This window comes from Pseudomonas sp. BNK-45, from assembly GCF_047456255.1.
Taxonomy (GTDB): Bacteria; Pseudomonadota; Gammaproteobacteria; order Pseudomonadales; family Pseudomonadaceae; genus Aquipseudomonas.
Genome location: NZ_CP179909.1, coordinates 4,150,853 through 4,174,004, shown reverse-complemented (window position 1 = coordinate 4,174,004; position 23,152 = coordinate 4,150,853). Strand labels below are relative to the sequence as shown.

The 23,152-nt window shown below is 65.9% G+C and carries 23 protein-coding genes; 19 read left to right on the top strand and 4 right to left on the bottom strand.

Annotation, left to right across the window (positions count from 1 at the left end):
- Positions 1 to 27: 27 nt before the first annotated feature.
- The 15 genes from ACMGG8_RS19215 to ACMGG8_RS19145 all read left to right on the top strand — a co-directional run bounded on the left by ACMGG8_RS19215 (position 28) and on the right by ACMGG8_RS19145 (position 15,995).
- Positions 28 to 780: a sugar transferase gene (locus ACMGG8_RS19215; RefSeq protein WP_060839341.1), complete on the top strand. Its 753-nt coding sequence runs from the start codon at positions 28 to 30 to the stop codon at positions 778 to 780.
- A gap of 1 nt (position 781) precedes the next feature.
- Positions 782 to 1,426 carry a CpsD/CapB family tyrosine-protein kinase gene (locus ACMGG8_RS19210; protein WP_414158169.1) on the top strand — a complete coding sequence of 215 codons (645 nt, stop codon included), beginning with the start codon at positions 782 to 784 and terminating at the stop codon, positions 1,424 to 1,426.
- Between the two features lie 22 nt (positions 1,427 to 1,448).
- On the top strand, positions 1,449 to 2,468 hold the full coding sequence (locus tag ACMGG8_RS19205; RefSeq protein ID WP_305949753.1) for a polysaccharide biosynthesis/export family protein: 1,020 nt from the start codon (positions 1,449 to 1,451) through the stop codon (positions 2,466 to 2,468).
- A gap of 11 nt (positions 2,469 to 2,479) precedes the next feature.
- Positions 2,480 to 4,072: a GumC family protein gene (locus ACMGG8_RS19200; protein ID WP_060839344.1), complete on the top strand. Its 1,593-nt coding sequence runs from the start codon at positions 2,480 to 2,482 to the stop codon at positions 4,070 to 4,072.
- A complete protein-coding gene (locus tag ACMGG8_RS19195; RefSeq protein ID WP_414158168.1) occupies positions 4,069 to 5,184 on the top strand; it encodes a glycosyltransferase family 4 protein in 1,116 nt (371 codons plus the stop codon). The genes ACMGG8_RS19200 and ACMGG8_RS19195 overlap by 4 nt, the downstream gene beginning before the upstream one ends.
- Positions 5,181 to 6,539 (top strand): O-antigen ligase family protein, encoded by a 1,359-nt coding sequence (locus tag ACMGG8_RS19190; protein WP_414158167.1) that lies wholly within the window; start codon positions 5,181 to 5,183, stop codon positions 6,537 to 6,539. The genes ACMGG8_RS19195 and ACMGG8_RS19190 overlap by 4 nt, the downstream gene beginning before the upstream one ends.
- Before the next feature lie 58 nt (positions 6,540 to 6,597).
- A complete protein-coding gene (locus ACMGG8_RS19185; protein WP_414158166.1) occupies positions 6,598 to 7,563 on the top strand; it encodes a glycosyltransferase in 966 nt (321 codons plus the stop codon).
- On the top strand, positions 7,556 to 8,692 hold the full coding sequence (locus tag ACMGG8_RS19180) for a glycosyltransferase family 2 protein (RefSeq protein ID WP_414158165.1): 1,137 nt from the start codon (positions 7,556 to 7,558) through the stop codon (positions 8,690 to 8,692). Before ACMGG8_RS19185 ends, ACMGG8_RS19180 begins: the two co-directional genes overlap by 8 nt.
- Before the next feature lies 1 nt (position 8,693).
- On the top strand, positions 8,694 to 9,692 hold the full coding sequence (locus tag ACMGG8_RS19175) for a polysaccharide deacetylase family protein (RefSeq protein ID WP_414158164.1): 999 nt from the start codon (positions 8,694 to 8,696) through the stop codon (positions 9,690 to 9,692).
- Positions 9,689 to 10,999 (top strand): lipopolysaccharide biosynthesis protein, encoded by a 1,311-nt coding sequence (locus ACMGG8_RS19170; protein ID WP_414158163.1) that lies wholly within the window; start codon positions 9,689 to 9,691, stop codon positions 10,997 to 10,999. Before ACMGG8_RS19175 ends, ACMGG8_RS19170 begins: the two co-directional genes overlap by 4 nt.
- The gene (locus ACMGG8_RS19165; RefSeq protein WP_414158162.1) at positions 10,996 to 12,921 is read left to right on the top strand and encodes a hypothetical protein; all 1,926 of its coding nucleotides are present in this window, start codon (positions 10,996 to 10,998) and stop codon (positions 12,919 to 12,921) included. The genes ACMGG8_RS19170 and ACMGG8_RS19165 overlap by 4 nt, the downstream gene beginning before the upstream one ends.
- Positions 12,918 to 13,619, top strand: a complete 702-nt coding sequence (locus tag ACMGG8_RS19160) for a GNAT family N-acetyltransferase (RefSeq protein ID WP_060843623.1) — start codon at positions 12,918 to 12,920, stop codon at positions 13,617 to 13,619. The genes ACMGG8_RS19165 and ACMGG8_RS19160 overlap by 4 nt, the downstream gene beginning before the upstream one ends.
- Complete coding sequence (locus ACMGG8_RS19155; RefSeq protein ID WP_414158161.1) at positions 13,616 to 14,740, top strand: GNAT family N-acetyltransferase; 1,125 nt, start codon at positions 13,616 to 13,618, stop codon at positions 14,738 to 14,740. The genes ACMGG8_RS19160 and ACMGG8_RS19155 overlap by 4 nt, the downstream gene beginning before the upstream one ends.
- Positions 14,737 to 15,516, top strand: a complete 780-nt coding sequence (locus ACMGG8_RS19150) for a ChbG/HpnK family deacetylase (protein ID WP_414158160.1) — start codon at positions 14,737 to 14,739, stop codon at positions 15,514 to 15,516. Before ACMGG8_RS19155 ends, ACMGG8_RS19150 begins: the two co-directional genes overlap by 4 nt.
- Before the next feature lie 215 nt (positions 15,517 to 15,731).
- The gene (locus tag ACMGG8_RS19145; RefSeq protein WP_047304506.1) at positions 15,732 to 15,995 is read left to right on the top strand and encodes a DUF2790 domain-containing protein; all 264 of its coding nucleotides are present in this window, start codon (positions 15,732 to 15,734) and stop codon (positions 15,993 to 15,995) included.
- 54 nt (positions 15,996 to 16,049) lie between these two features.
- Here ACMGG8_RS19145 and ACMGG8_RS19140 read toward each other — a convergent pair whose 3' ends face one another.
- Complete coding sequence (locus tag ACMGG8_RS19140; RefSeq protein WP_060839354.1) at positions 16,050 to 16,316, bottom strand: DUF1652 domain-containing protein; 267 nt, start codon at positions 16,314 to 16,316, stop codon at positions 16,050 to 16,052.
- A 326-nt stretch (positions 16,317 to 16,642) separates the two neighbouring features.
- Between ACMGG8_RS19140 and ACMGG8_RS19135 the strand changes: the two genes are divergently transcribed.
- A complete protein-coding gene (locus ACMGG8_RS19135) occupies positions 16,643 to 16,948 on the top strand; it encodes an NIPSNAP family protein (RefSeq protein WP_060839355.1) in 306 nt (101 codons plus the stop codon).
- 89 nt (positions 16,949 to 17,037) lie between these two features.
- Here the strand turns inward: ACMGG8_RS19135 and ilvA are convergent, their stop codons facing one another.
- A complete protein-coding gene (ilvA, locus tag ACMGG8_RS19130) occupies positions 17,038 to 18,078 on the bottom strand; it encodes a threonine ammonia-lyase, biosynthetic (RefSeq protein WP_108543819.1) in 1,041 nt (346 codons plus the stop codon).
- A gap of 344 nt (positions 18,079 to 18,422) precedes the next feature.
- Here ilvA and ACMGG8_RS19125 point away from each other — a divergent pair, with 344 nt between their 5' ends.
- Together ACMGG8_RS19125 and map are read left to right on the top strand one after the other, a co-directional pair.
- Positions 18,423 to 18,623, top strand: coding sequence for a ParD-like family protein (locus ACMGG8_RS19125; RefSeq protein WP_047304509.1), 201 nt, complete (start codon positions 18,423 to 18,425; stop codon positions 18,621 to 18,623).
- Entirely contained in the window at positions 18,620 to 19,384 is a 765-nt protein-coding gene (gene map / locus ACMGG8_RS19120) for a type I methionyl aminopeptidase (RefSeq protein ID WP_060839356.1), read from the top strand. Before ACMGG8_RS19125 ends, map begins: the two co-directional genes overlap by 4 nt.
- 3 nt (positions 19,385 to 19,387) lie before the next feature.
- Here the strand turns inward: map and ACMGG8_RS19115 are convergent, their stop codons facing one another.
- Entirely contained in the window at positions 19,388 to 20,329 is a 942-nt protein-coding gene (locus ACMGG8_RS19115) for a magnesium transporter CorA family protein (protein WP_414158159.1), read from the bottom strand.
- Between the two features lie 7 nt (positions 20,330 to 20,336).
- Positions 20,337 to 21,923: a RimK family protein gene (locus tag ACMGG8_RS19110; RefSeq protein ID WP_060843627.1), complete on the bottom strand. Its 1,587-nt coding sequence runs from the start codon at positions 21,921 to 21,923 to the stop codon at positions 20,337 to 20,339.
- A 93-nt stretch (positions 21,924 to 22,016) separates the two neighbouring features.
- Here ACMGG8_RS19110 and rimI point away from each other — a divergent pair, with 93 nt between their 5' ends.
- Positions 22,017 to 23,120 (top strand): ribosomal protein S18-alanine N-acetyltransferase, encoded by a 1,104-nt coding sequence (gene rimI, locus ACMGG8_RS19105; RefSeq protein ID WP_414158158.1) that lies wholly within the window; start codon positions 22,017 to 22,019, stop codon positions 23,118 to 23,120.
- Positions 23,121 to 23,152: the final 32 nt, after the last annotated feature.

The following is a 23,152-nucleotide window of genomic DNA, read 5'->3' as shown; positions in this document are numbered from 1 at the left end:
CTTGCAATGGAAGTACTCCCGGTGGATATGGAAAGACCCTTCTCATCGCCCGCAACCGAGGTGCCGGCACCGGCGCGCATCGACCGGCGCAACGACCCGTTTCGGCGCAAGGTCCAGGCCGCCATCGATCTGCAGCATCACGGCTGGATCAGTGGCCGCGAAGGTGGCCGGCCCTGGACCCTGTCGCGCAGCAAGCGCCTGACCTCGGCACTGCTGGCCGCCCTGCTGCTGGTGCTGCTGTCGCCGCTGCTGCTGGTGGTGGCGCTGGCGATCAAGCTCACCAGCCCGGGACCGGTGTTCTTCGTGCAGCTGCGCACCGGTTTTCGCGGCCGGCGCTTCGGCATGTACAAGTTCCGCACCATGGTGGTCAACGCCGAAGCCCTGAAGGACTCGGTGCGCCACCTGAACAAGCACGGCCCGGACTCGGTGGACTTCAAGATCGACCGCGACCCGCGGATCACCGGGATCGGCGGCTTCCTGCGGCGCACCAGCCTCGACGAGTTGCCGAACCTGATCAACGTGGTACTGGGCCAGATGCGCATCGTCGGCCCGCGCCCCACCTCGTTCCACGCCCAGACCTACAAGGAACACCACCTCGGGCGCCTGAGCATCTACCCCGGGATCACCGGCCTGTGGCAGGTCTCGGGCCGCAGCGATGTGGACTTCGACGGCCGGGTCACCCTGGACATGACGTACATCTTTCAGCAGAGCCCCTGGCTCGACCTGAAGATCCTGATCAAAACCCCTTTCAAGGTCCTCAATGGCCATGGAGCAAGTTGAAATGGCGGCAGCAACCCTAGCCAGTCTGAAGATCCAGCGTCCCAGCGAAAGCAACCTGGCGGTCACCGTGCTCGACCAGGAGCTGCGGGTGATCCTGCTGACGGCGGCCAACCGCAACAGCGGCATCACCAGCAGCAGCCTGAGCATGGCCAGCGAACTGGCGCGCACCAGCCGCGGCCGGGTCCTGCTGGTGGACACCAGCCTTTCGGACAACAGCCTGACCCGGCGCCTGGACCTGGGCGAACGCCCCGGCTTTCTCGACCTGGCCCTGGCCGATACCCCGCCGCTCCTGGCGCAGTGCATCGAAAGCAGCGATGAACTGGGCTTCGATTTCCTGCCCCTGGGCCGCCGCCAGCAATACGCCGAGCGCCTGACCCCGGAACTGCTGCAGGAACTGTTGCAGGCCCTGGCCGCGGACTATCGCTTCGTGATCATCGACGGCGACCCGGTGTACAGCAGCGGCGACATCCTCACCCTGAGCACCCAGGTGGACGGCGTGGTGCTGGTGGTGCGCAGCGAGGAAACCCGCTGGGAAGTGGCCCAGGCCGCGGCGCAGCGCCTGATCCAGGCCGAGGCGAAGCTGATCGGCAGCGTGTTCAACGCTCGCAAGTACTACATGCCCAAGTGGGTTTATGACCGTCTCTGACCGGCACAAGGACCGTGTAACCATGAACAAGCCAAGACTCTCCCTGCTGGGCCTGTCGCTGCTGGCGGCCCTGGGCGGCTGCGTCAACCGCGAGCCGCAGCAGATGCCGGTGCAGATCCTCAGCGCCCCGGCCGACCAGGCCCAGCTCACCGAGGTCATGCCCATCGAACAGGTGCTGCGCCCGCAGGACGTGCTGGACGTGATCTTCCACATCGGCACCACCAGCCAGCAGCCGTATCGGGTGCAGCCCGGCGACCAGGTGGACGTGAGCTTCCTCACCGCGCCGGAGCTGGGCGGCAGCAAGCTGGTACTGCCCGACGGCAGCATCGACATGCCCTACGTGGGCAATATCCAGGTCGCCGGGCTGTCCGCCGAACAGGCGCGCCAGGCCCTGGAAACGCAGTACGCCAAGGTGCTGAAGAAGCCGCAGATCACCTTCTCGATCTCCCACGCCATGGCCCAGCTGGACAACCTGCGCACCAGCCTGACCAACCCGGCCACCGGCCTGAGCCGGGAGATCGTGGTCGGCTCCGACGGCCGCGCCAGCTTCCCGCTGCTGGGCAGCCTGTCGTTGCAGGGCAAGAGCCTCAGCGAGCTGCAGACCCTGATCAACCAGCGCTACGCCAAGGAAGTGGGCCAGGTCAGCGTCGACGTGCTGCTCAAGACCACCGCGGCCAACGAAGTGTTCGTCATGGGCGAAGTCGGCCAGCCCGGGGCCTATCCGGTGCGCCGGCCGATTTCGGTGCTCGAAGCCCTGACCCTGGCCAAGGGCGCCGGTCCCACCGCGCGCCTGGATTCGGTGGTGATCATGCGGCGCAAGGGCAATCAGGTCGAAGCCCGGGTGTATGACGCCGATGCGGCGCTGGACGGCAAGGCCCTGCAGTTCGCCTACCTGCAGCCGGACGACATGCTCTACGTGCCCAAGACCCGCCTGGCCAAGGCCGGGGCCCTGAGCAAGCAGCTGGCGGACGTGATCATGTTCCAGGGTGTCGGGTTCAGCTTCGGCTACCGCGTCGACAACAAAGAAACGAACAACAACTGAGTTCCCTCTTGATGACCAAGATCGAAAACTACCTGCACGAGTTCCTCCTCGTGTTCTTTGTCAATCGACGCCTGATCAAGCGGGTGTTCCTGGGTTTCGCGGTGATTGCGCTGTTGCTGCCGCTGGTGCTCAAGCAGAGCTTCGAGATCACCGCCGAGGTCATAGTGCAGTCCAAGAAACTGTCGCAGACCGACGCCAACACCGTGCTCACCCCGGACAGCGACAAGTTCATCCCGCCGTCCCTGGCGGACATGGAGACCGAGAGCAATATCCTGCGTTCGCCGACCCTGATCCGCACCACCATCGAGCAGCTGCGCGGCGAAGGTCAGTTCGGCGGCAACGAGGGCCTGTTGACCCGGCTGATCGTCAAGCCGATCCGCAATGGCCTGATCGACCCGCTGCGCAACCATGTGATCAACCCGCTGCGCGGCTTCTTCGGCCTGGCCGTGGACCCGGTGCGCGACACCAGCCTGGATGCCTTCACCGATCAGGCGGTCAAGGACCTGAAGATCGGCACCCTGCCCGGCTCCAACGTGATCTCCATCGTTTATGCCAGCCCCAATGCCGCCGAAGGCACGCGCTTTGTCGAGCGCCTGCTGGCCAACTACCTGAAAAACCGCCAGGACCTGCAATCCAACGAACTGCCCGAAGCCTTCTATGAACAGAAGAAGGCCCAGTACCAGTCGCGCCTGGATGACCTGGAAGGCAAGCGCCAGGCGCTGCTGGAAGCCGCGCACGCCTCCGATCCCAAGGAGGAAATCACCTTCCGCCTGAACGCCATCAACACCGAGGAGCAATCGCTCAACGGCTACCGCGACCAGGCCCTGGAGAACCAGCGCCGCCTGGACTACCTGCAGAAGAACCTGGCGGCGGCACGCAAGGCCGGCCTCACCGACTACACCTTCCCCTTCGCCTTCGCCAACACCGTGGACAACGTGGCCTACGAAGACCGCGAGATCAAGCAACTGGGCGAACAACTGACCAATCTGGTGAGCCAGTACGGCACCACCGCCGACACCTACCGCGCCGACAGCGTACCGATGCAGCAGCAGCGCGAGCAGATCGTGCGGGCCCGGGCGCAGTTCCTCAAAGTGGTGGAAAACCGGGTGCGCGAGCGCAGCAGCGACCTGCAGATCACCCAGTCGGTGATCGCGCAGAAAACCGCGCGGATCAACGACTACAAGGCGCGGGTCCGCGACCTGCAAGAGGTGCTGAGCAAGCTGCGCCAGCTGGACACCGAAATCGATGCCTTGCACAAGGCCTTCTTCACCTACACCCAGCGCTATGAAGAAAGCCGTGGCGAACGCCTGATCAGCGGCGAACTGTCCAACGCCCGGGTGCTCAGCCAGCCTTACGAACCCAGCGAAGCGGCGTTTCCCAAGCCGATGCTGATCATTCCCCTGGGCCTGCTCACCGGCCTGCTGCTGGCGATTGCCCTGGGGTATGTCTACGAGTTCTTCGATCACCGCTTCAAGCACCCGGCCCAGGTCAGCGACCACCTCGGCCTGCCGGTGCTGATGGTGCTCAATGCGCCCCAGGAACAGCCGGTCAACCCCTTCCCGCGCTGGACCTGGCGCTGGGCCTGGCATTGGGCCAAGCAATGAGCGACCTGAGCATGGCGGCGCAACCGGTTGTGCACCTGATCCACAGCGGCGGCTTCTACGGCGCCGAACGCATGCTGCTGGATCATTGCCGGGTCACCCCGGGACGGCATCGGGTGGTGTTCATCAACGCTCCCGAGGCGCTGCTGCAGCGTTTTGCCCAGGACGGCGTGACTTGCCACAACTGTCGCTGCCTCAAGCAACTGCTGAGCCATCTGCGCCAGCAGCCGGGGCTGCTCAACGCCCACAACTTCAAGGCCCAGGTGTTCGCCTGGATCTGCGCCCGGCGCCTGGGCCTGCCCCTGGTGCTGACCCAGCACGGCTTCACCCCGCGCAGCCTGAAACAGAAGCTCTACACCTGGATCAGCCTGCGCCTGTGCCGCAGCCCACGGGTGCGCCGGGTGGCCTGCGTGGCCCAGAGCATTGCCCAGTTGCACCTGCAGGCCGGGGTGCCGGCGAGCAAACTGCAGGTGATCGCCAACGGCCTGCCGGAGCCGCAGCGTCCGGCGCCGGCGAGCAAGGAAGGTCCGCCGTTGCAGGAAGCCCTGATCCGCCGCGACGAGGCGGCGCCGCTGGTGGGGTTCGTCGGTCGCCTGAGTGCGGAAAAAGGCCCGGACCTGTTTCTCGACGCGCTGATCGGCCTGTGCCGGCAGCGCCCTGCGCTCAGGGCCGTGCTGCTGGGCGACGGTGAACAGAACCAGGCGCTGCGCCAGCGTATCGACGAGGCCGGGCTGACCCTGCGCATCCTGCTGCCGGGCTACCAGAACGACATGCAGCCATGGCTCAAGCGCCTCAACGTGCTGGTGCTCAGCTCGCGCACCGAAGGCACGCCGATGATCCTGCTCGAAGCCATGCAGGCCGGCACCCCGGTGGTGGCCTTCGCCGTGGGCGGGATTCCCGATGTGCTGCAGCACCGGCAGAACGGCCTGCTGGCCAAGCCCCTGGACAGCGCCGACCTGGCCCGCTGCATCGACCGCCTGCTGGATGACCCGGCCCTGGCCGGGGAGTTGGCCGAAGCCGCTCGCGTCACCCAGCGCAAGCACTACCACCTGCCGACCCTGGCGCGCCGCTGGGATGAGCTGTACCGCCTGGCCAGGGAGAGCGCCACGGTATGATCGCCGCTCCTGTTCTGGGCATTGTGCTGGGCCTGGCCAGCCTGTTGCTGCTGGCCAGTCCCTGGCCGTTTCTGGCACCGCTGACAGTACTCGGGCTGGTGGGCGTGGCCGTGCTCTATCGCCGTCCGGGCTGGGGCCTGCTGGGGATCTGTGCCCTGGTGCCGTTCGAAGGTTTGTTCAAGGACAGCCCGTTCTCCGCGGCCAAGCTGCTGGGGGCCTCGCTGATCCTGATCATGCTGTGCAAGCTGTTGCTGCGGCAGATTCCCGACACCCGCCTGCGCAGCAACCTGTGGCGGGCCCTGGGCCCCTTCCTGCTGTGCCTGCTGCTGAGCCTGATGTACAGCGAAAACCTGCTGGTGTCCCTGGACAGCCTGCGGGAGCTGGCGGTGGGCCTGGTGCTGTTCTTCGTCACCCTGCTGATTGCCCGGGAAACCCACCTGCTGATGCTCTGCCGCCTGCTGGCGCTGAGCGTGGCGACCACCTGCGTGATCGCCCTGGTGTCGGCCAAGTACCAGGTCGGCGGCCGGGCCATCGGCCTGTTGCAGGACGCCAACTACTTCGCCCTGCTGATTGCCATGGCGGTGCCGCCGGCGATCCTCCTGGCGCTGCGTTCGCCCTACTGGCCGGTGCGGCTGTTCTGGGTCGGCATCAGCCTGACCCTGATGGCCGGGATGACCAAGACCGACTCGCGCTCGGGGCTGTTGGTGGTGCTGTTCACCATCGCCATCGGCGTCTGGCACTACCGCGACCGGCTCAAGGGCCTGCGGCCCAAGCACCTGGGGTTTGCCATGTTCGCCGTGGCGATCCTGGTGCCCCTGGGGATCGCCGTGCTGCCGGCACAGTACGTGGAGCGGATCCAGTCCCTGAGCATGCTCAAGTCCGGTTCGCACTCGGCGGACACCTCCCTGGGCCGACGCACCTCCTACCTGGTGGTGGGCGGCCAGATGATCCGCGAGAACCCGTTGCTGGGCTCGGGCCTGGGCACCTTCCCGATCCATTACGCGCAGACCGGCTTCGCCAGCAGCTTCTCGGAAAACATGAACGAGCCGGACCTGTTCCGCCGCGCCCACAACACCTACCTGGAGCTGTTCAGCGAACTGGGGATTCCCGGCGGCCTGAGCTTCGTGGCGCTGATGCTCATGGGCCTGCGCAACTTCGAGCGGGCGCGCCAGGGCTTTCTCGCCCGGGGTCGGCGCGAGCAGGCCGACATTGCCACCCACCTGGGCCTGAGCCTGTTGGCCATGGCGGTGTTCCTGCTGTTTCTCAGCGCCCCCAACCACAAGTACCTGTGGATCTTCCTGGCCCTGTCCAGCGTGCTGCGGCAGCAGGCCGAAGAGGCCCACGACCCGGCCTGAGAGCGCTGCACGCGCCCGGTCGGGCCCCAACAACACCATCTGGCCAAGGGAGGCAAAGATGCAAAGGATCAGCGTGATCGTGCCCATGTACAACGAGGCGCGTCACATCACCCGGACCCTGGACAGCGTGATCCTGGCGGCCAGGGTCGCTGCCGTCGATTACGAACTGATCGTGGTGGACAACGGTTCCACCGATCAGGGGCCGCAACGGGCCCGGGAACTGGGCGCGCGGGTGCTGTTGTACCCGGGCATCGGTATCGGTGCCTTGCGCAATCGCGGCGCCGCCATGGCCACCGGCGATTGCCTGGCGTTCATCGACGCCGATATCGAAGTGCCCGCCAACTGGCTGCAGCTCTGGCGCCAGGTCCTGGCCGATAACCGCGCCGAAGTCCTGGCCCTGGATTGCGCCGCGCCGCGCTGCGCGCCCTGGTTCGCCCGGGCCTGGCAACGGCGCAGCCTGACCGCCGGCCGCCAGGCCCGGCAACGGCAATGGTTGCCCAGCGCCAACCTGTGCCTGCGGCGGGTCTGGTTCGAACGGGTCGGCGGTTTCGACGAGCGCCTGCGCACCGGCGAAGACAAGGACCTCGGCCTGCGCCTGCACGCCGCCGGTGCCCGGCAGATCAGCCTGCCCGAGCCCCAGGTACTGCACTGGGGCTTTGAAGGCAGCTGGGGCGAATGGGCCGGCAAGGAACGCTGGCGCCAGGGCAGTCACGGGCAATTGCTCAAGGCCGCCGGGTTCAATCCGCGCCTGCTGCGCTTTCCCTTGCTGTGCCTGGCCTGCGCCCTGCTGAGCGGGGCGGCGCTGCTGGCCCTGGTCGCGGGTCGGCCGGTTGCGGCCGCCCTGTGCCTGCTGCTGGGCGCACTGGCGCCGTTGCTGCTGGCCTTGCGCCAGGGCTGGCGCCACCGCGATCCGCTGTTCGTCCTGCAACTCTGGCTGCTGCACGGGGTGCGCCTGCACCTGGGTGCCGTGGCCCTGGTGCAGGGTCTTTTCAACCGTGCTGCCGTGAGACCTGACCGTGGCTAAGACTCTTTTCTGGCTGTGCCTGCTCCTGCCCTTCTATGCCTGGATCGGTTACCCGATGCTGCTGGGCCTGCTCAGCCTGTTCGTGCGACCGCGGCCACAGCAGGAGGCGCTGCCGCTGTCGGTCAGCGTGATCATCGCCGCCCACAACGAAGGCCCGCACATCGAACACAAGCTGCGCACCCTGCTGCAGCAGGACTACCCGGCCAGCGACCTGCAGATCATCCTCGCCAGCGACGGCTCCAGCGACGACACCGTGGCCACCGCGTTGAGCGTGCGCGATTCGCGGATCGTGGTTCTGGACCTGCCGCGGGTGGGCAAGGCCGGGGCCCTGAACACCGCGGTGGAACTGGCGCGCAACGACATCCTGGTGTTCACCGACGCCGACAACCAATGGTCCGACGACACCCTGGGCAAGCTCCTGGCGCCCATGGCCGATCCCCAGGTCGGCGCCTGCGGCGGGCACATGATCATCCCCAACCCGGGGCACAACCTGAGCCTGGGCGACAGCCTGTACCGGCACTACGAGGCCTGGTTGCGTCAGGCCGAGAACCGCACCGGCTGCATGGTTTCCGCCGACGGCGCGCTGCTGGCCCTGCGCCGCGAGCTGTTCCAGCGCATTCCCGCCGAGGTCAACGATGACTTCTTCATCAGCACCTGCGCCCCGGTGGCGGGCAAGCGCATCGTCTATGTGGAGCAGGCCCAGGTCCTGGACCAGGGCGTGGACGACGCCGGCAAGCAGTATCGGCGGCGCCTGCGGGTCACGGTCGGCGGCCTGCAGAGCCTGGCCCAGCGCCGTGAGCTGATGAACCCGCTGCGCCACGGCGCCTACGCCATCGCCCTGATCAGCCACAAGCTGATCCGCCGCCTGGCCCCGGTGCTGTTGCTGCCCTTGCTGCTGAGCAACCTGTGGCTGTGGAACGCCGGCCCCTTCTACAGCCTGTGCCTGCTGGCCCAGTTGCTCGGCTACGGCGCCGGGCTGCTGGGGCTGCTGGACCGTCGCGGGCGCTTGCCCAAGGTGTTTCGTCTCGCCGGCTTCGTGCTGGTGACCCTGGCCGGCATGAGCGTGGGCCTCTGGCAGTTTCTCCGCGGGCGGCGCTATGCCCTGTGGAACCCACAACAGAATCGCTGACATGAACCTCAAACAATCCCTCAAGCGCCTGCTCGGCAGCGCCTTCCTGCACAGCTTGGCCCGGGTGCGCCTGAGCGACGCCGGGGTGGTGCTGATGCTGCACCGGGTGCTGGCCGACGACAGCGCCGCCAGCCTGCCCCATCGCGCCCCGCTGTGCGTTGGCCAGCAACACTTCGAGCAGTTGCTGCGCTGGCTGCGGCGGCACTTCGACTGCGTGCCCCTGGAGCACCTGCTGGAGTTTCCAGGGGGCGCGCGGCCCCGGCTGGCCCTGACCTTCGACGACGGCTGGCGCGACAACGCCGAGGTCGCCTACCCGCTGCTGGAGCGCTACGAGATGCCGGCGAGCATCTTCCTGTCCACCGATTTCATCGGCAGCCGCCAGGGCTTCTGGTGGGAGTCCATCGGCGAAACCCTGTGGCAGCAGGCCGACAGCGCCGCGGCCCGGCCGCTGCTGGCCCAGTTGCGGGCGCTGGCCCTGACGCCGCCCGCCGAATTGTTGCAAGCAGGCACCGGCCACGCCCGCAGCCGGCTTCTGGGCGAGTACCTGCAACGCCTCAAGGGGCTGGCCCCGCACAGCCTGCAGGCCCTGGCCGACAGCTGCCCGGACGACCATGCGCCCCACAGCCTGGACTGGGCCCAGGTCAAGCACCTGGAACGTTCGGCGCTGGTGCGCTTCGGTCCCCACGGCGCCAGCCACGGGATTCTCACCCGGCTTGACGGCCCGGCACTGCGCGCCGACCTGCAACGCTCCCACGCCGCCCTGCAGGAACATTGCCGGGCGCCGCTGGGGGTGTACTGCTACCCCAACGGCGATCACAACCCCGAGGTGCGCGCCGCGGTGGCCGAGCTGGGCTACCGCTACGCCCTGGGCACCCGCCCGGGGCTGATCGAGGCCGAGGGCAATCCGTGGCTGGCCCTGCCACGCATCGACGTCAGCCAGGCCAGCGCCGCGCGCCCGGGGTTGCTGGCCTGGCGCCTGCTGCAGGGGGCCCGGGCATGAAGCGCGGCGGCTACCTCTGGCACCTGGCCCTGAGCATGGGCACGCGGCTGGCGATGATCGGCCTGCGCCTGCTGCGCAACGTGTTGCTGGCGCGCCTGCTGGGCCCCGCCGATCGTGGCCTGTTCGCCCTGCTCAGCACCCTGCCGGACCTGATCGCGGCCCTGACCAGCGGCGGCCTGAACACCGCCGTCGGCTATGAAGCGGCGCGCCAGCGCCCCATGGGCCTGCTGCTGACCCAGGTGCTGGTCTACGGCTGCCTGTTGGCCAGCCTGCTGACCCTGGCCGGGCTGGCCCTGCTGAACACCTGGGGCAGCGGCTGGGAACTGAGCCTGCAACTGGGCGATCTGGCGTGGCTGTTGTTGCTGGCGGTGCCGATCACCGTGCTCAAGAGCGGTCTCTTGACCCTGCACAACGCCGACGGTCGGGTCGAGACCTTCAATGCCCTGCGCCTGCTGGAATCCCTGGTGCCGTTGCTGTTGTTTGTCGGCCTGTGGTGGATCTGGCGCGACCAGCCCCTGTCGGCGGCCCTGGTCAGCTGGCTGGGCGGCACCCTGCTGGTGGTGGTGGTCGGCTGGTGCTGGCTGCGCCGCTGGCATGACCTGCGCCTGCGCTGGCAGGCCGGTGAACAAGGCAAGCTGCTGCGCTACAGCGCCCAGAGTCACCCGGGGGTGTTGTCGCAACAGTTGATGCTGCGCTCGGACTACCTGTTCATCGGCGCCCTGCTGGACCCCGCCGCGCTGGGCTGGTACGCCATGGCCAGCGCGGCTGCCGAGCTACTGTTGATCATTCCCGAGGCGGTGACCACGCCGCTGATGAAACGCCTGCTGCAGCAAGGTGCGGGCATCGAAGAACTGACGGCCCTGGCCTTGCGCCTGACCGCCACGGTGATGCTCGGCGCCTGCCTGGGCATGGCGGTGATCGGCCAGTGGCTGATCGTCACCCTGTTCGGCGCCGCCTATGCCCCGGCCTATGACGCCCTGCTGGCCCTGCTGCCGGGGCTGTTCGGCCTGTGCTACGCGAGCATCCTGCGCCTGGACCTGTTGGGCAAACAGCGCCCCGGCACGCTGTCGCTGCTGCTGGCCGGTGGGGCCCTGCTGAACCTGGCCCTCAACGCGCTGCTGATCCCGCCATTGGGCATCGTCGGCGCCGGGCTGGCCTCGTCCATCGCCTATCTCGCGGTCAGCCTGGCCATGCTCGGCCTGTATTGCCGCCTCAGTGGTGTGGCCTGGTACCGCACCCTGATCCTGTTACCTGGAGACATCGTTTACGTGCGCCAGTTACTGCGCCCTAAGGAAAAGGCCCAATGAAACCCTGCTCCCTGCTCGCCGTGCTGCTGATCTCGGCGGCCGGCTCGCTGCACGCGGCCCCCCTGCAATGGGGCGATATCCGCGATGGCAGCCTCTACCTGCAAGCCAACGCCGACGACACCCTGAACCTGCGCTGGAGCCCGGCCTGGCAAAGCGATGCCAACCAGGAGCAGCTGTACCTGTTGCGCCCGGATGGCCAACTGCTGCAACAACTGGACATCCGCGCCGACCAGCCCTACGGCCAACGGGAAATCCAGCTGCCGGCGGCGCCGGGCGACTATCGCCTGCAAGTGCCGGGCTACAGTTTTCGCAACTTCAAGGTCAGCCACGACAGTGCAACCCTGGCGCAGTTCGAACCGGCCAAGGTGCACTTCAGCGCCGACGTGCCAAGCGGCGTGGAACTTTACTTTCGCGTGCCCGCCGGGGCACAGGCGGTGCTGGCCGGCAAGTATTACGGCGGCGTCAGCGTGCTGCAGGCCACGCGCCTGAGTGACAACCAGGTGCTGCACCTGAAGCTGGAGGAACACTCGCAGTACGGCCAATTCGACCAGATCGCCCTGCCATCGGCCCAGCAGGATGAGGTCTGGCGCCTGTCCCTGGGCGGTTCCGGCAAGGCCGCTTTCTGGCTCGACGGCACGGCCAACCTGTTCGCCCAGGACCTGCGCCAGTTGCACCCACTGCAATGGACCCCGGGGCGGGTCGAACTGGACCTCAAGCCGCAGATGCGCGGTCCCAGCCCGCACCTGGGGATCGCCCTGCCCTATGCCGAACCGCCATCGTCGACCTTCGAGCTGCTGCGCGCCCTGGGGCCGCAGGCTGCCAACTTCTACAGTTTCGTCGATGTGATCCAGCAAGAACCCCAGCGGGAAATCACCTTTCGCCGGCTGTACCGCGAAGACTTCAAGATCGAGCGCGACATCACCTTGCTGGCCGGCACCGGCCGCCGGGCCGTGCTGGACGCCGACAGCGCCACCCTGGCCGGGCTCGACGCCTGGCTGGCGGACAGCGTGCGCCTGGGCAACCAGGGCCTGCATTACCTGGCCTTTGCCGACGAACCCAACCTCAACTTCCCCAGCTACGCAGCGTTTGCCGCCTATTTTGCGCAGATGCTGGAACACACCAAGGCCAACTCCGACGCCCGCGCCGCCGGAGTGCGCATTGCCATGCCGGTGAGTTCACGACTGCTGGACGGTCCCTTTCGCATTGGTGCCGGGCAGCGCCGGGGCATCGACTGGGCCCGGCAATTGCTGGCCGAACACGGTGCCGACATCGATGCCCTGGCCTGGCACGAATGGATGGTCCGTGACCTGCTGGCCACCCGTCGCTATCGCACCAGCGTGCGCGCCGCCGCGGACCTGGTGGGCCTGGACGAGCAAGGCCGGCCGCGCAAGGCGCTGCTGCTGAGCCAGACCAATATCTCCAGCGGCCCGGACCTGAGCCCCTATCAGCAGGACACCCACTACGCCGCCCTGTGGTGGACCTCGGTGGTGATCAACGCCTCCCAGGACGGCCTGCTGGACATGCTCAACTGGTTCCAGGCCGCCGACGAACCCGACTACCCCAAGGGCATGCTGTCCCAGCAGGATGCCCAGCGCTTCAGCCTCAAGCCGGTGGCCGTGGCCCAGCAGTTCATCCGGCAGCATTGGCTGGGCCAGGTCCAGGCCCTGGACAACCCCTCCTTTGAGGTGGATGCCCTGGCCCTGCGCGACGGTCAGCGCCACAGCCTGCTGGGGGTGGCCAAGACGCCGCGCACGCAAAACGTCGAACTGGGCGACGCCACCATCTGCCAAGCGAGCCCCTCCCTCGAACTGCTGGGCGCCGATGGCCGCAGCCGTCACACCGAGCTGCACTGCAGCGATGGCCGGGCCAGCTTCCAGCTGCCCGGTGAAACCCTGTTTGCCTTGACCTGGAACACCCTATGAGTCGCTTGACCGGCCTGCTGGCCAAAATCCGCCGCAAGGGCCTGCGGGGCAGCCTGCGGGTATTGCGTGAACGCTTCTTCTATTACCACTGGGAGCTGCTGACCCTGGAACGGACCCTGGCCCTGCCGGTGCCCTGCCCCATCAGCCCCCAGCGCTGGCCCCAGGTGCCCATCACCCGGGAGCTGCTGCCGGCCTTCGACAAGTACTTCAAGGCCCAGTTGCCGGCGATTCGCGGCCTGCTGGACAAGGGCAGTCGCGGCAGCGCGCACCTGGATGAAGACGGCAACGTGATGATGATGGTCTGGGTCAGCGAGCGCGATTACTACGACGACCAGCTGTACCGCTGCTGGATGCGCATGCCCCCCGGCTGCCTGTACCAGTTCGCCGGTGAGTGCGCGCCGCCCTTTCGCGGCTCCGGGGTGGTGATCCTGGCGCAGAAGATGCTCTGGGACGAGTACCGCGAACGGGGCTTCAAGGCCACCCGGGCCCTGGTCAACGTGCGCAACGAGCCGGCGCTGAAGATGCACATGCGCCTGGGCTTCCAGGAAGTCGGGGAATCCCTGCATGTGCATTGCCTGTTGCGCTGCCTGCACTGGCATCGCCGCCGGCCCTATCACCAGCCCCGCCTGCAGCACTTGCGCCGCGGTCGCCTGGCCCAGGCCCCGGCCATCACTGACCATGACAAGGAGCGTTCGTGAATCTGCGTTGGCAATGGTGCGCCAGCCTCGGCGCGCAAGACTTCCCCACCGGGGCCTATGAACAACTGCGCCAGCAGGTCGAGGGGGCAACGCCGTTCAATCGCCTGAGCTGGCTGCGGGGCGCGGAACAGGCCCTGCGACAGCAGCAGTTGCAAATTCTCCTGGGCTGGCAGGGCGAGCAGTTGCTGCTGTGCCTGCCGCTGATCCGTGGCCGCGAATCCCGGGCCGGGCTGAGGCTGCAGGTGGTGCGCCACCTGGGTCATCCCCTGAGCGACCGCCTGGCACTGCTGGTGGCCGAGGCCGGTCGTCCGGCCATGGCCGAAGCGCTCAGGCAGATCCGCCGGCAACTGCCCCACGACCTGCTGCAACTGCATGAGCTGGTGGACGCCGACCGACTGCTGGCGCCCTGGTGCCGGGCCAGCGGCTACAGCCAGTCGTCACTGAGCTGTCGCGTGCCGGAGCACCTGATCGTTGCCGCCGACGGCGAAGAACCCAGCGGCACCCTGCGCTACGAACTGCGCCGGGGCCGCAAGCGCTGCGCGGAAATCGACGCCCGGGTGGTTCGCCTGGACCCCGGGGCCGACAACATCGATCCACTGCTGGAGCGCCTGCGCGAAGTGGAGCAAGCCAGCTGGAAAGGCGCCGACGGCCTGGGGATCTTCTCCGGGCCTGAGCGCCAGCAATGGATGGGCACCGCGTTGCGCGGACTGGCCGCCGAAGGCTGCGTGCGGGTGGTGATGCTGGAGCACCAGGGGCGCTGCATCAGCTATCGCCTGGGCCTGCTGGAGCGTGGGCGCCTGTATGACTACAACATCGCCTTCCTCGCCGAGTACGCCAATCTGGGCAGTGGCCGGCTGCTGCTGGACGAGTGGATTCGCTGGGGGCTGGATGCCGGCTGGCAGTGGGTGGACGCCTCCCGGGTCAGCCTCAGTCGCTCCAGCCATCAACTGCACGAACGCATGAGCGGCCTGGTGTTGCAGCAACGCTGGAGCTTCTATTCCTGGCGCCCCCGGGGCTTGTTGCTGGGGCTCGCCGAACGCCTCTGGCTGCTGCTCAAACCGCGCCTCAAGGCCTGGCGCGAACGCCGCCAGGCCGATACCGCACAAGGAACCCGTCGATGAAACAGACCCTCAGTGCGACCCGGGCAAACCGGGTCATCGTCAACGCCGACGATTTCGGCCTCGATCCGGACTACAACCAACTGACCCTGGAAGCCTTCAAGCACGGGGTGATCAGCTCGGCGACCCTGATGGCCAACATGCCGGCCTTCGAGGACGCCTGTCGCCTGAGCCATGAACACGGGTTGCTGGGACGCATCGGCCTGCACTTCAACCTGACCTACGGCGCGCCCCTGAGCCAGGACATTGCCCGCCAGCCGCTGTTGTGCAATGCACGGGGGCAATTCGAGCTGAGCCTGCCACGCTCGGCCCTGCGCCTGTCGAAGGCCGCGGCCGACGCGGTATGGCAGGAACTGCAGGCGCAGTGGCAACGCTGCCTCGACCAGGGCCTGCGGCCCAGCCATATCGACTCGCACCAGCATGTGCACAACCTGTGGCCAGTGGCGCCGATCGTCGCCCGCTTCGCCGCCCGGCAGGGGGTGCCTGTGCGCCTGGCGCGCAATGTCGGTGGCAATATCGGTCCGCTCAAGCGGATGTTCAAAAGCGCCTTGAACCGGCGCATCGCCTGGCTGGCGGGAGGCACGGTGCGTTGGGTGTGCACGCCCAGGGACTTGCTGGAGGGCTTTTGCCCGGCCGGTGTGGTGGAGGTGGTGGCTCACCCGACCCGCTTGGCCGACGGTGATTTCGGCGACGACTACCTGCCAGCCGGACAATCCCTGGAGCAGTTGCTGAACCGCGCCCTGCCCCGGCATCAACGGATCGCCTACAGCGAACTGTGAAGCCGGATCGGGCGTGGCGTGAAAGCCGTCGATCGCCGGGCGGTATATAGGACGGGAACGAAATATTTCAAAATCTATCAATAGGCTCTTAATGATAGATTAATCCTAAATAAGCACTCTGTTTCGGAGCGCACTGGCCCGGAACGCTTTTAGGGCTTCGTGCAGCGGGTTCAGCCCTCGGGCTGAACCGTCACTGTCTGTAATGGAGAACCACTATGAACACACGCAAGCGCTTTGCCCTGGCCGCCTTGGCCCTGTGCGGATTCACCGGCCTGGCCCAGGCCTCGGATGTCAACGTTGAAGTCGTGCCCTATCAGTACGGCATGCGCCTGGACGTCGCCAAGGTCATCTCGATGACCGAGCCGCCGACCAGTCGCTGCGAGGTGGTGACCGCCAATATGCGCTACATCAACAAGGCGGGAGAACTGGCGGAAATCTCCTACCAGAAGCACGCCCACGCCTGCATGTACGAAAACTGATGCGGCGTGCCGCCCAAGGGACCCGCCAAGGTGAGCGTTGTCAGGGGACCGCGCTCAATGGGCCCTGCGCTTGAGACCAGGCAACCCGCCCGGGGCATTGGCCAGGTCGTAGCGCAATTCGGCGATCAGTTCGTTGATTTCCCGGCAGCCATTGAGCTGCGCAGCGTCGATGCCGCTGACCACCAGCTCGACCCGGTCGGTTTCATGGTCGCCATAGACCTTGACCGTCATCGACAGGTCCGGGCTCAGGGTGCATTGGCAGCGTTTGGGCAGAAAGCTGCTCTCAATGATGTTGCGCAGTTCCAGGGCAGATAAAAACATGCTGACGCTCTCCATCTATTCAACACGACCAGTCAATGGGCGAGTCCCTGCTGGTCGCGACATCCGTGTTCGTTAGCGATCCTGGCTCAGGTCCGTTTTGTCCTAACAGACGAAGCCAGGTTACAGAGTAGGCCGCTTTGGCGACCTTGCTAAATTCGATTTCGCTCTCAGTTCCGGGGGTTTCGACTTTAAGCCGGCCATGGCAGGCGGTTGCGCGGCGGGTTTGCCGCCCCGCAGAATGCCCGTGTCTTGCTCAACAGCGTCGCCCGCTCCAAGAGTCACACCTGATACAACGCTGATCCTTGCCCTCGCCCGGAGTTCCCGCCTTGATTACCTGCCATGTCAAATACGTGATCGATCCCTACCAACTGGCCGAGTTCGAAGCCTATTCCAAAGCCTGGATCGCCGTGGTCAGGCGTTTGGGCGGCACCCACCATGGCTATTTCCTGCCCTCGGAAGGGGCCAGCAACATTGCCTATTGCCTGTTCAGCTTCCCGTCCCTGGCCGATTACGAAGCCTATCGCCAGAACGCCCTCAGCGATCCGGACAGCGTGGCCCTGGTGGCGTCGGTGATGGAGAAGAAATTCATCCTCAGTTACGAGCGCAGCTTCCTGCGTCCACTGCTCTCATAGGAAACGGCCGGGCGGCCTTCCGCTTGCCGGCGCACAGGCCGCAACGACGGGGGCCGCTCTGACGGGCGTCTGCGCTGGCAAGCCAGCGGCTAGGCCGGAATGCTGCTCAAGGCGGCGCGTTCGGCGACGTGGCGCAGGCTGTCGAAATTGATGTTGGCGCCGGAGTCGATGGCCACCAGGGTCTGGCCGCTGATGCCGCCCTGGGCCACGTACTGCTTGATCCCGGCCACCGCCAGCGCGCCGGAAGGCTCGGTGATCGAGCGGGTGTCGTCGTAGATGTCCTTGATGGCGGCGCACAGCTGGTCGTTGCTGACGCTGATCACCTGGTCCACGTGATGCCGGCAGATCTGAAAACCGTGCTCGCCGATCTGCGCCACCGCGACGCCGTCGGCAAAGGTGCCCACCGTGGGCAAGACCACCCGCTCCCCCGCCGCCAATGCCTGCTGCAGGCAGTTGGAATGTTCTGACTCAACGCCCACGATGCGGATCTGTGGCTGCAGGTACTTGACGTAGGCGGCGATCCCGGCGATCAACCCGCCTCCGCCCACCGGGACGAAGATCGCATCCAGCGGCCCCGGGTGCTGGCGCAGGATCTCCATGGCCACGGTGCCCTGCCCGGCAATCACATGGGGGTCGTCAAAGGGCGAGACGAAGGTGCTCCCGGTGTGCTGGGCCAGGCTCAGGGCGTGGGCCAGGGCAAAGGGAAAACTCTCGCCCTGCAGAATCGCCTCGGCGTCGCGGCTGCGCACTCCCAGCACCTTGAGTTCCGGGGTGCTGGCGGGCATCACGATGGTGGCCTTGATCCCCAGCTCCCGAGCGGCCAGGGCCACGCCCTGGGCATGATTGCCGGCGGACGCGGTGATCACCCCCCGCCGCTTCTGCTCCGGGGTGAGTTGCGCCAGGCGGTTGTAGGCACCACGGATCTTGAAGGAAAAGGTCGGCTGCAGGTCCTCGCGCTTGAGCAGGATCTGATTGCCCAGCCGCTGCGACAGCGCGGGGGCGGCCTGCAGCGGTGTGCAGATCGCCAGGTCGTACACCGGTGCGGCGAGGATCATCTTCACGTAGCGCTCCAGCAAGGCCATGTCGGCGCTGGGCAAAGGGGTACTGGCAAGACGGCTGGGGTGATTCATGAGGGTGCTCCTGGCTGTGTTCGGAGCCCGGGAGACAGAGAGAAAAAACCCGCCTCCAGGGCGGGTTGGGTGCAGTCGTCAGCAAGCCCGCCAATCAGGAATGGCGGTAATAATGCTTGGCTGGGAACGATAGGCAGAAAAAGTCATGGACCGGAAACTAACCGCGCCGGCCCCTGGCGGTCAATGCTTTTCTCCGAGACTGACACCCAACACCACAGCTCCTGCTCCCTCCTGCTCACCGCTCACCGCTCACCGCTCACCGCTCACCGCTTGCAGCTTGCAGCTTGCAGCTGATTATACGAAACATATACGATTCATATATTTGCTCAAGGGAGCCCCCAAACATGGGCATCGTCAAGATCTCCGATGAACTGCACCAGCAGATCCGCGTGGCCAGCGCCGCCATGGATCGCTCGATCAACGCCCAGGCCGAGTTCTGGATCAAGATCGGCCTGCTGGCCGAGCTCAACCCGCACCTGGCCTACAACGACCTGATCAACAAGTTGCTGCTCAACAAGACCGATCTGCTCAGGGGGCAGGCATGACCCCGGCATTGATCAAGACTCCAGAACAACTGGCGCTGATGCGCGAATCCGGGCGGCTGCTGGCCGAGGTGTTCAGTTTCCTCGACGGCTTTGTCGGCGCCGGCCTGTCCACCCTGGAGCTGGACAGCGCGGTGGAGCACTTCATCCGCCACCAGCTCAAGGCGCGCCCGGCCAGCAAGGGCCAGTACAACTACCCCTATTGCATCAACACCTCGATCAACGAGGTGGTGTGCCACGGCATGCCCGACGCCAGGGCCGTGCTCAAGGACGGCGACATCGTCAACATCGACATCACCCTGGAAAAGAACGGCTACATCGCCGACTCCAGCAAGATGTACCTGATCGGCGAGGTCGGCCCCAAGGCCCGGCGCCTGGTGGACACCACCTTCGAGGCCATGTGGGCGGCGATCAAGGTGGTGCGCCCCGGCGCTCGCCTCGGCGATATCGGCCATGCCATCCAGGCCCACGCCGAGGCCAAGGGCTACAGCGTGGTGCGCGAATACTGCGGCCACGGCATCGGCCGGCAGATGCACGAGGAGCCGCAGATCCTGCACTTCGGTCGTCCCGGCACCGGCCTGGAACTGCGTGAAGGCATGGTCTTCACCATCGAACCCATGCTCAACCAGGGCAGCGCCCGGGTCCGCGGGCTCAAGGACGGCTGGACCGTGGTGACCCGCGACAACGGCCTCTCGGCCCAGTGGGAGCACACGGTGGCGGTGACCCGCGACGGCTTTGAGGTGCTGACCCTGCAGCCGCAGTAAGCCTCATCCGGCCCGGTCACTGTGGCCGGTGAGCCGACGCAGCCCCAGGGACATGCCGGCCGCCGCCAGCAGCATGGCCAGCAGCAACAGCGAATAGGCGATCCACCACGGCGTGCCAGCGGTCATCATGCTGAACTCGGACATGCCGCCAATGCTGGCAATCAGGTTCAGCGGCAGGAACACCACATTGATCAGCGTCAGCTTGCGCAGCAGCTTGTTGGTGCTGTTGTTCATCAGGTTGCCCCGGGCGTCCATCAGCCCGGCAAACACCGTGGAGTAGATTTCCGCCTGCTTGTAACACTGGTTGTTCTCGATGATCAGGTCGTCGATCAGGCCAACCGCCTGCGGGCCGAAACGCTCCTTTTCGGCATGGTTGCGCAGGCGGGTCAGCAGCGCGCCGTTGCTGTGCAGGGCATTGAGGTAATAGATCAGGCTCTCGCTCAGGTTGAACATCTGCATCAGGTGGCGGTTTTCCATCGAGCTGTTGAACTTGTGCTGCAGCTCCCGGGCCACCAGCTTGATCACCTTGAGGTGCCCCAGGTAGTGATGGATGTTGTTGAGCAACAGGTCCAGCAGCACGTCCAGAGGGGTGTGCAGATGATGCCGCGCCCCCAGGCCCAGCAGTGGCGTGTCGTCGGGGGCGATCACCAGCAGCCGGTCGGGGCAGAACAGCAGGCCGCAGGACGACACTTCGAAGGACAGGCTGCCGCCACCGGAATAGTTTTCCGGTCGCTTCCAGATCAGGAACAGGTAATCGGGATGGAATTCGATGCGCGACACTTCGTCCGGGTCCAGCGCCGAGGCCAGGGCGTGCTCATCGAGCTTGAAGGCGCTGTGCAACAGCTCGCGCTCCGCCAGGTCCGGGTTGCTGAACAGCATGACCTGGGCCTCCCCTGCCGGTGCCGCCTGCAACCTGCCCAGGTCCAGCCGATAGCTGTGGAGCATCGCCGCCTCACCAGGCCTGGCCGCGACGCTTGAGTTCCAGGCGGCGGACGAATTCCTCCAGCACCAGGGAGTACAGGTCGTCCTGCAGGTAGGCGTCCTCGATGCCGGCATCGAGGTTGGGGTTGTCGTTGACCTCGATCACCACCACCTTGTCCCCGGACTGCTTGAGGTCGACCCCGTACAGCCCGTCGCCGATCAGGTTGGCGGTCTTCACTGCCAGCTCCACCACCGCCCGCGGTGCTTCGTGGACCGCCAGGGTGCGGCACTCGCCGTTGATGTCCTGGCCCTTGGCCTTGTGGTTGTAGATCTGCCAGTGGCCCTTGGACATGAAGTACTGGCAGGCAAAGATCGGCTTGCGGTTGAGCACGCCGATGCGCCAGTCGTACTCGGTGTAGAAGAATTCCTGGGCCAGCAGCAGCACCGAGTGCTCGAACAGTTCGGCGGTGGCCGCCAGCAGCGCCTGCTGGCTCTCGACCTTGATCACCCCCCGGGAGAAGCAGCCGTCGGGAATCTTCAGCACCAGGGGAAAGCCCAGGCGTTCGCCCACTCGCTCGAAATCCTCCGGTCGCTCCTTGTAGAGAATCTCGGTGGCGGGCATGCCCAGTTGATGGCCCTTGAGCAGGTCTGTGAGATAGACCTTGTTGGTGCAACGCAGGATCGAGGTCGGATCGTCCATCACCACCAGCCCTTCGCTCTCGGCCTTCTTGGCAAAGCGGTAGGTGTGGTTGTCGACGCTGGTGGTTTCGCGGATCAGCAACGCGTCGTATTCGGCCAGCCGCGAGTAGTCCTTCTTCTCGATCAGCTCCACATCGATGCCCAGGCCCTTGCCGACCCGGATAAAACTCTCCAGCGCCCGGGCATTGGAAGGCGGCAGCGCTTCATGGGGATCGTGGAGTATCGCCAAGTCATAACGGGCCAGTTGCCGGGATCGCGGCACCCGCCAGACTTTGCGGCTGAAACTGTCCAGCGAGTTGGCAAACTGGTCTTCCTGATCGTCGCGCAACTTGTGCAAGGCACCGGACTTCACGCCTTCGATATGCCAACTGTCAGTTCTCTTGAAATCAACTAACAGGATCGGACAGGGAAACAGTTCAAACAACTGGCGGGCCAACTCCTGCAATGGCTCTATATGTGTCCTGCCGAAGTAAAGGGTCAAGGTGAAGCCTTCGGTATCACTGTAAAGGTGATTGCTCAGGGCCTTTTCCAGGGTCTTGTCCAGGTCGTCCAGAGCCAGTCCGTAAAGGGCCTTGCGGGTCAGTTCGCTGATCGTGCGCACCGAGGGAATGACCCGGTGGCCGCGGGCTTCGGCCAGCAACGAGCAGTAGTAGCCGTGCCCCAGATACTTGTAGCTGCGGCACAGGTTGATCACCTGGACCCGTTTTCCCGGCACACTTTCGCGGCTTTGTTCGAGGTATTCCTGGGCCGTGAGAATGTCTTCGCTGGGAAAGTAAGAGGCCCAATCTTCCTTGCGTTCGACAATGATGATGACTTGACTTGAAGTTCTGCCCAGTGGGGAAAAATAACTTGTCGAAGTGATTGTCGCCGGCAAACTTTGCTCGGATACTTCTCGCCAATGACCTTGTACCGCTGACATAAAGTTCGCTCTCGCTTTAGAACCTGACCCTTTCTATTAAGCACGAACTTTTTTTGAAGTCTCGTTTCGTTACGCAACTTTTACGGCGGTTATATGGATCTTGTCTTTCGCACTGCAACCCCCGACGATCTGCCGGCGCTGGTGGCCCTGGAACAGCAATGTTTCACCAGCGACCGGCTGACCCCGCGCAGCTTCCAGTGGATGATCAACCGCGCGCACGGGCAACTGCTGGTGGCCGAACATCAGGGGCGCGTGCTGGGCTATGCCCTGGTGCTGTTTCATCGCGGCACCTCCCTGGCGCGCCTGTACTCCATCGCCATTGCCGAGGACGCCCGGGGGCTGGGCCTGGGCAAACGCCTGCTGCAACGGATCGAGGCCTGCGCCCTGGCCCATGACTGCGCCTATCTGCGCCTGGAGGTCCGCACCGACAATCCGGCGGCGCTGGCCTTGTACGAACGCCATGGCTACCGGCGCTTTGCCCGGATCCACGACTACTACGAAGACCACGCCGATGCCCTGCGCCTGGAAAAGCGCATCCTCCAGCACCGCGAAACCCGCAGCATCCGCGTGCCTTACTACCAGCAGACCACCGACTTCACCTGCGGCCCGGCCTGCCTGTTGATGGCCATGGCCGCGCTGCAACCCTCGCGCCCGCTGGAGCGGCGCGAGGAACTGCAGATCTGGCGTGAAGCCACCACGGTGTTCATGACCTCGGGCCACGGCGGCTGCAGCCCCCAGGGCCTGGCGCTGGCTGCCTGGCGCCGGGGCTTTGCGGTGCGCCTGCAGGTCAACAGCGCCGGGCCGCTGTTTCTCAATGGCGTGCGTGACGAGCATAAAAAGGACGTCATGCGCCTGGTCCACGACGAGTTCTGCAGGGAACTGGACGCCAGCGAAGTGCAGCAGGTACTGGGAGGACCGCTGGACCTGCCCAAGCGCCTCAGTGAAGGCGGCCAGCCCCTGGTGCTGATCAGCAGCTACCGCCTGACCCGTTCCAAGGCCCCCCACTGGGTGATAGTCACCGACTGCGACGACGACTTCGTCTACCTGCACGATCCGGATGTGGACCACAGCCAGCACCGCCAGCCCATGGACTGCCAGCACCTGCCGGTGAGCCACGGCGAGTTCGACAAGATGTGCAGCTTCGGCAGCAGCAAGCTGCGCGCCGCGGTGATCCTCTCCTCGCGCCCCCAGGCGTAGGAGCCGGCTGGCCGGCGAAGAAGCGGTCCTTG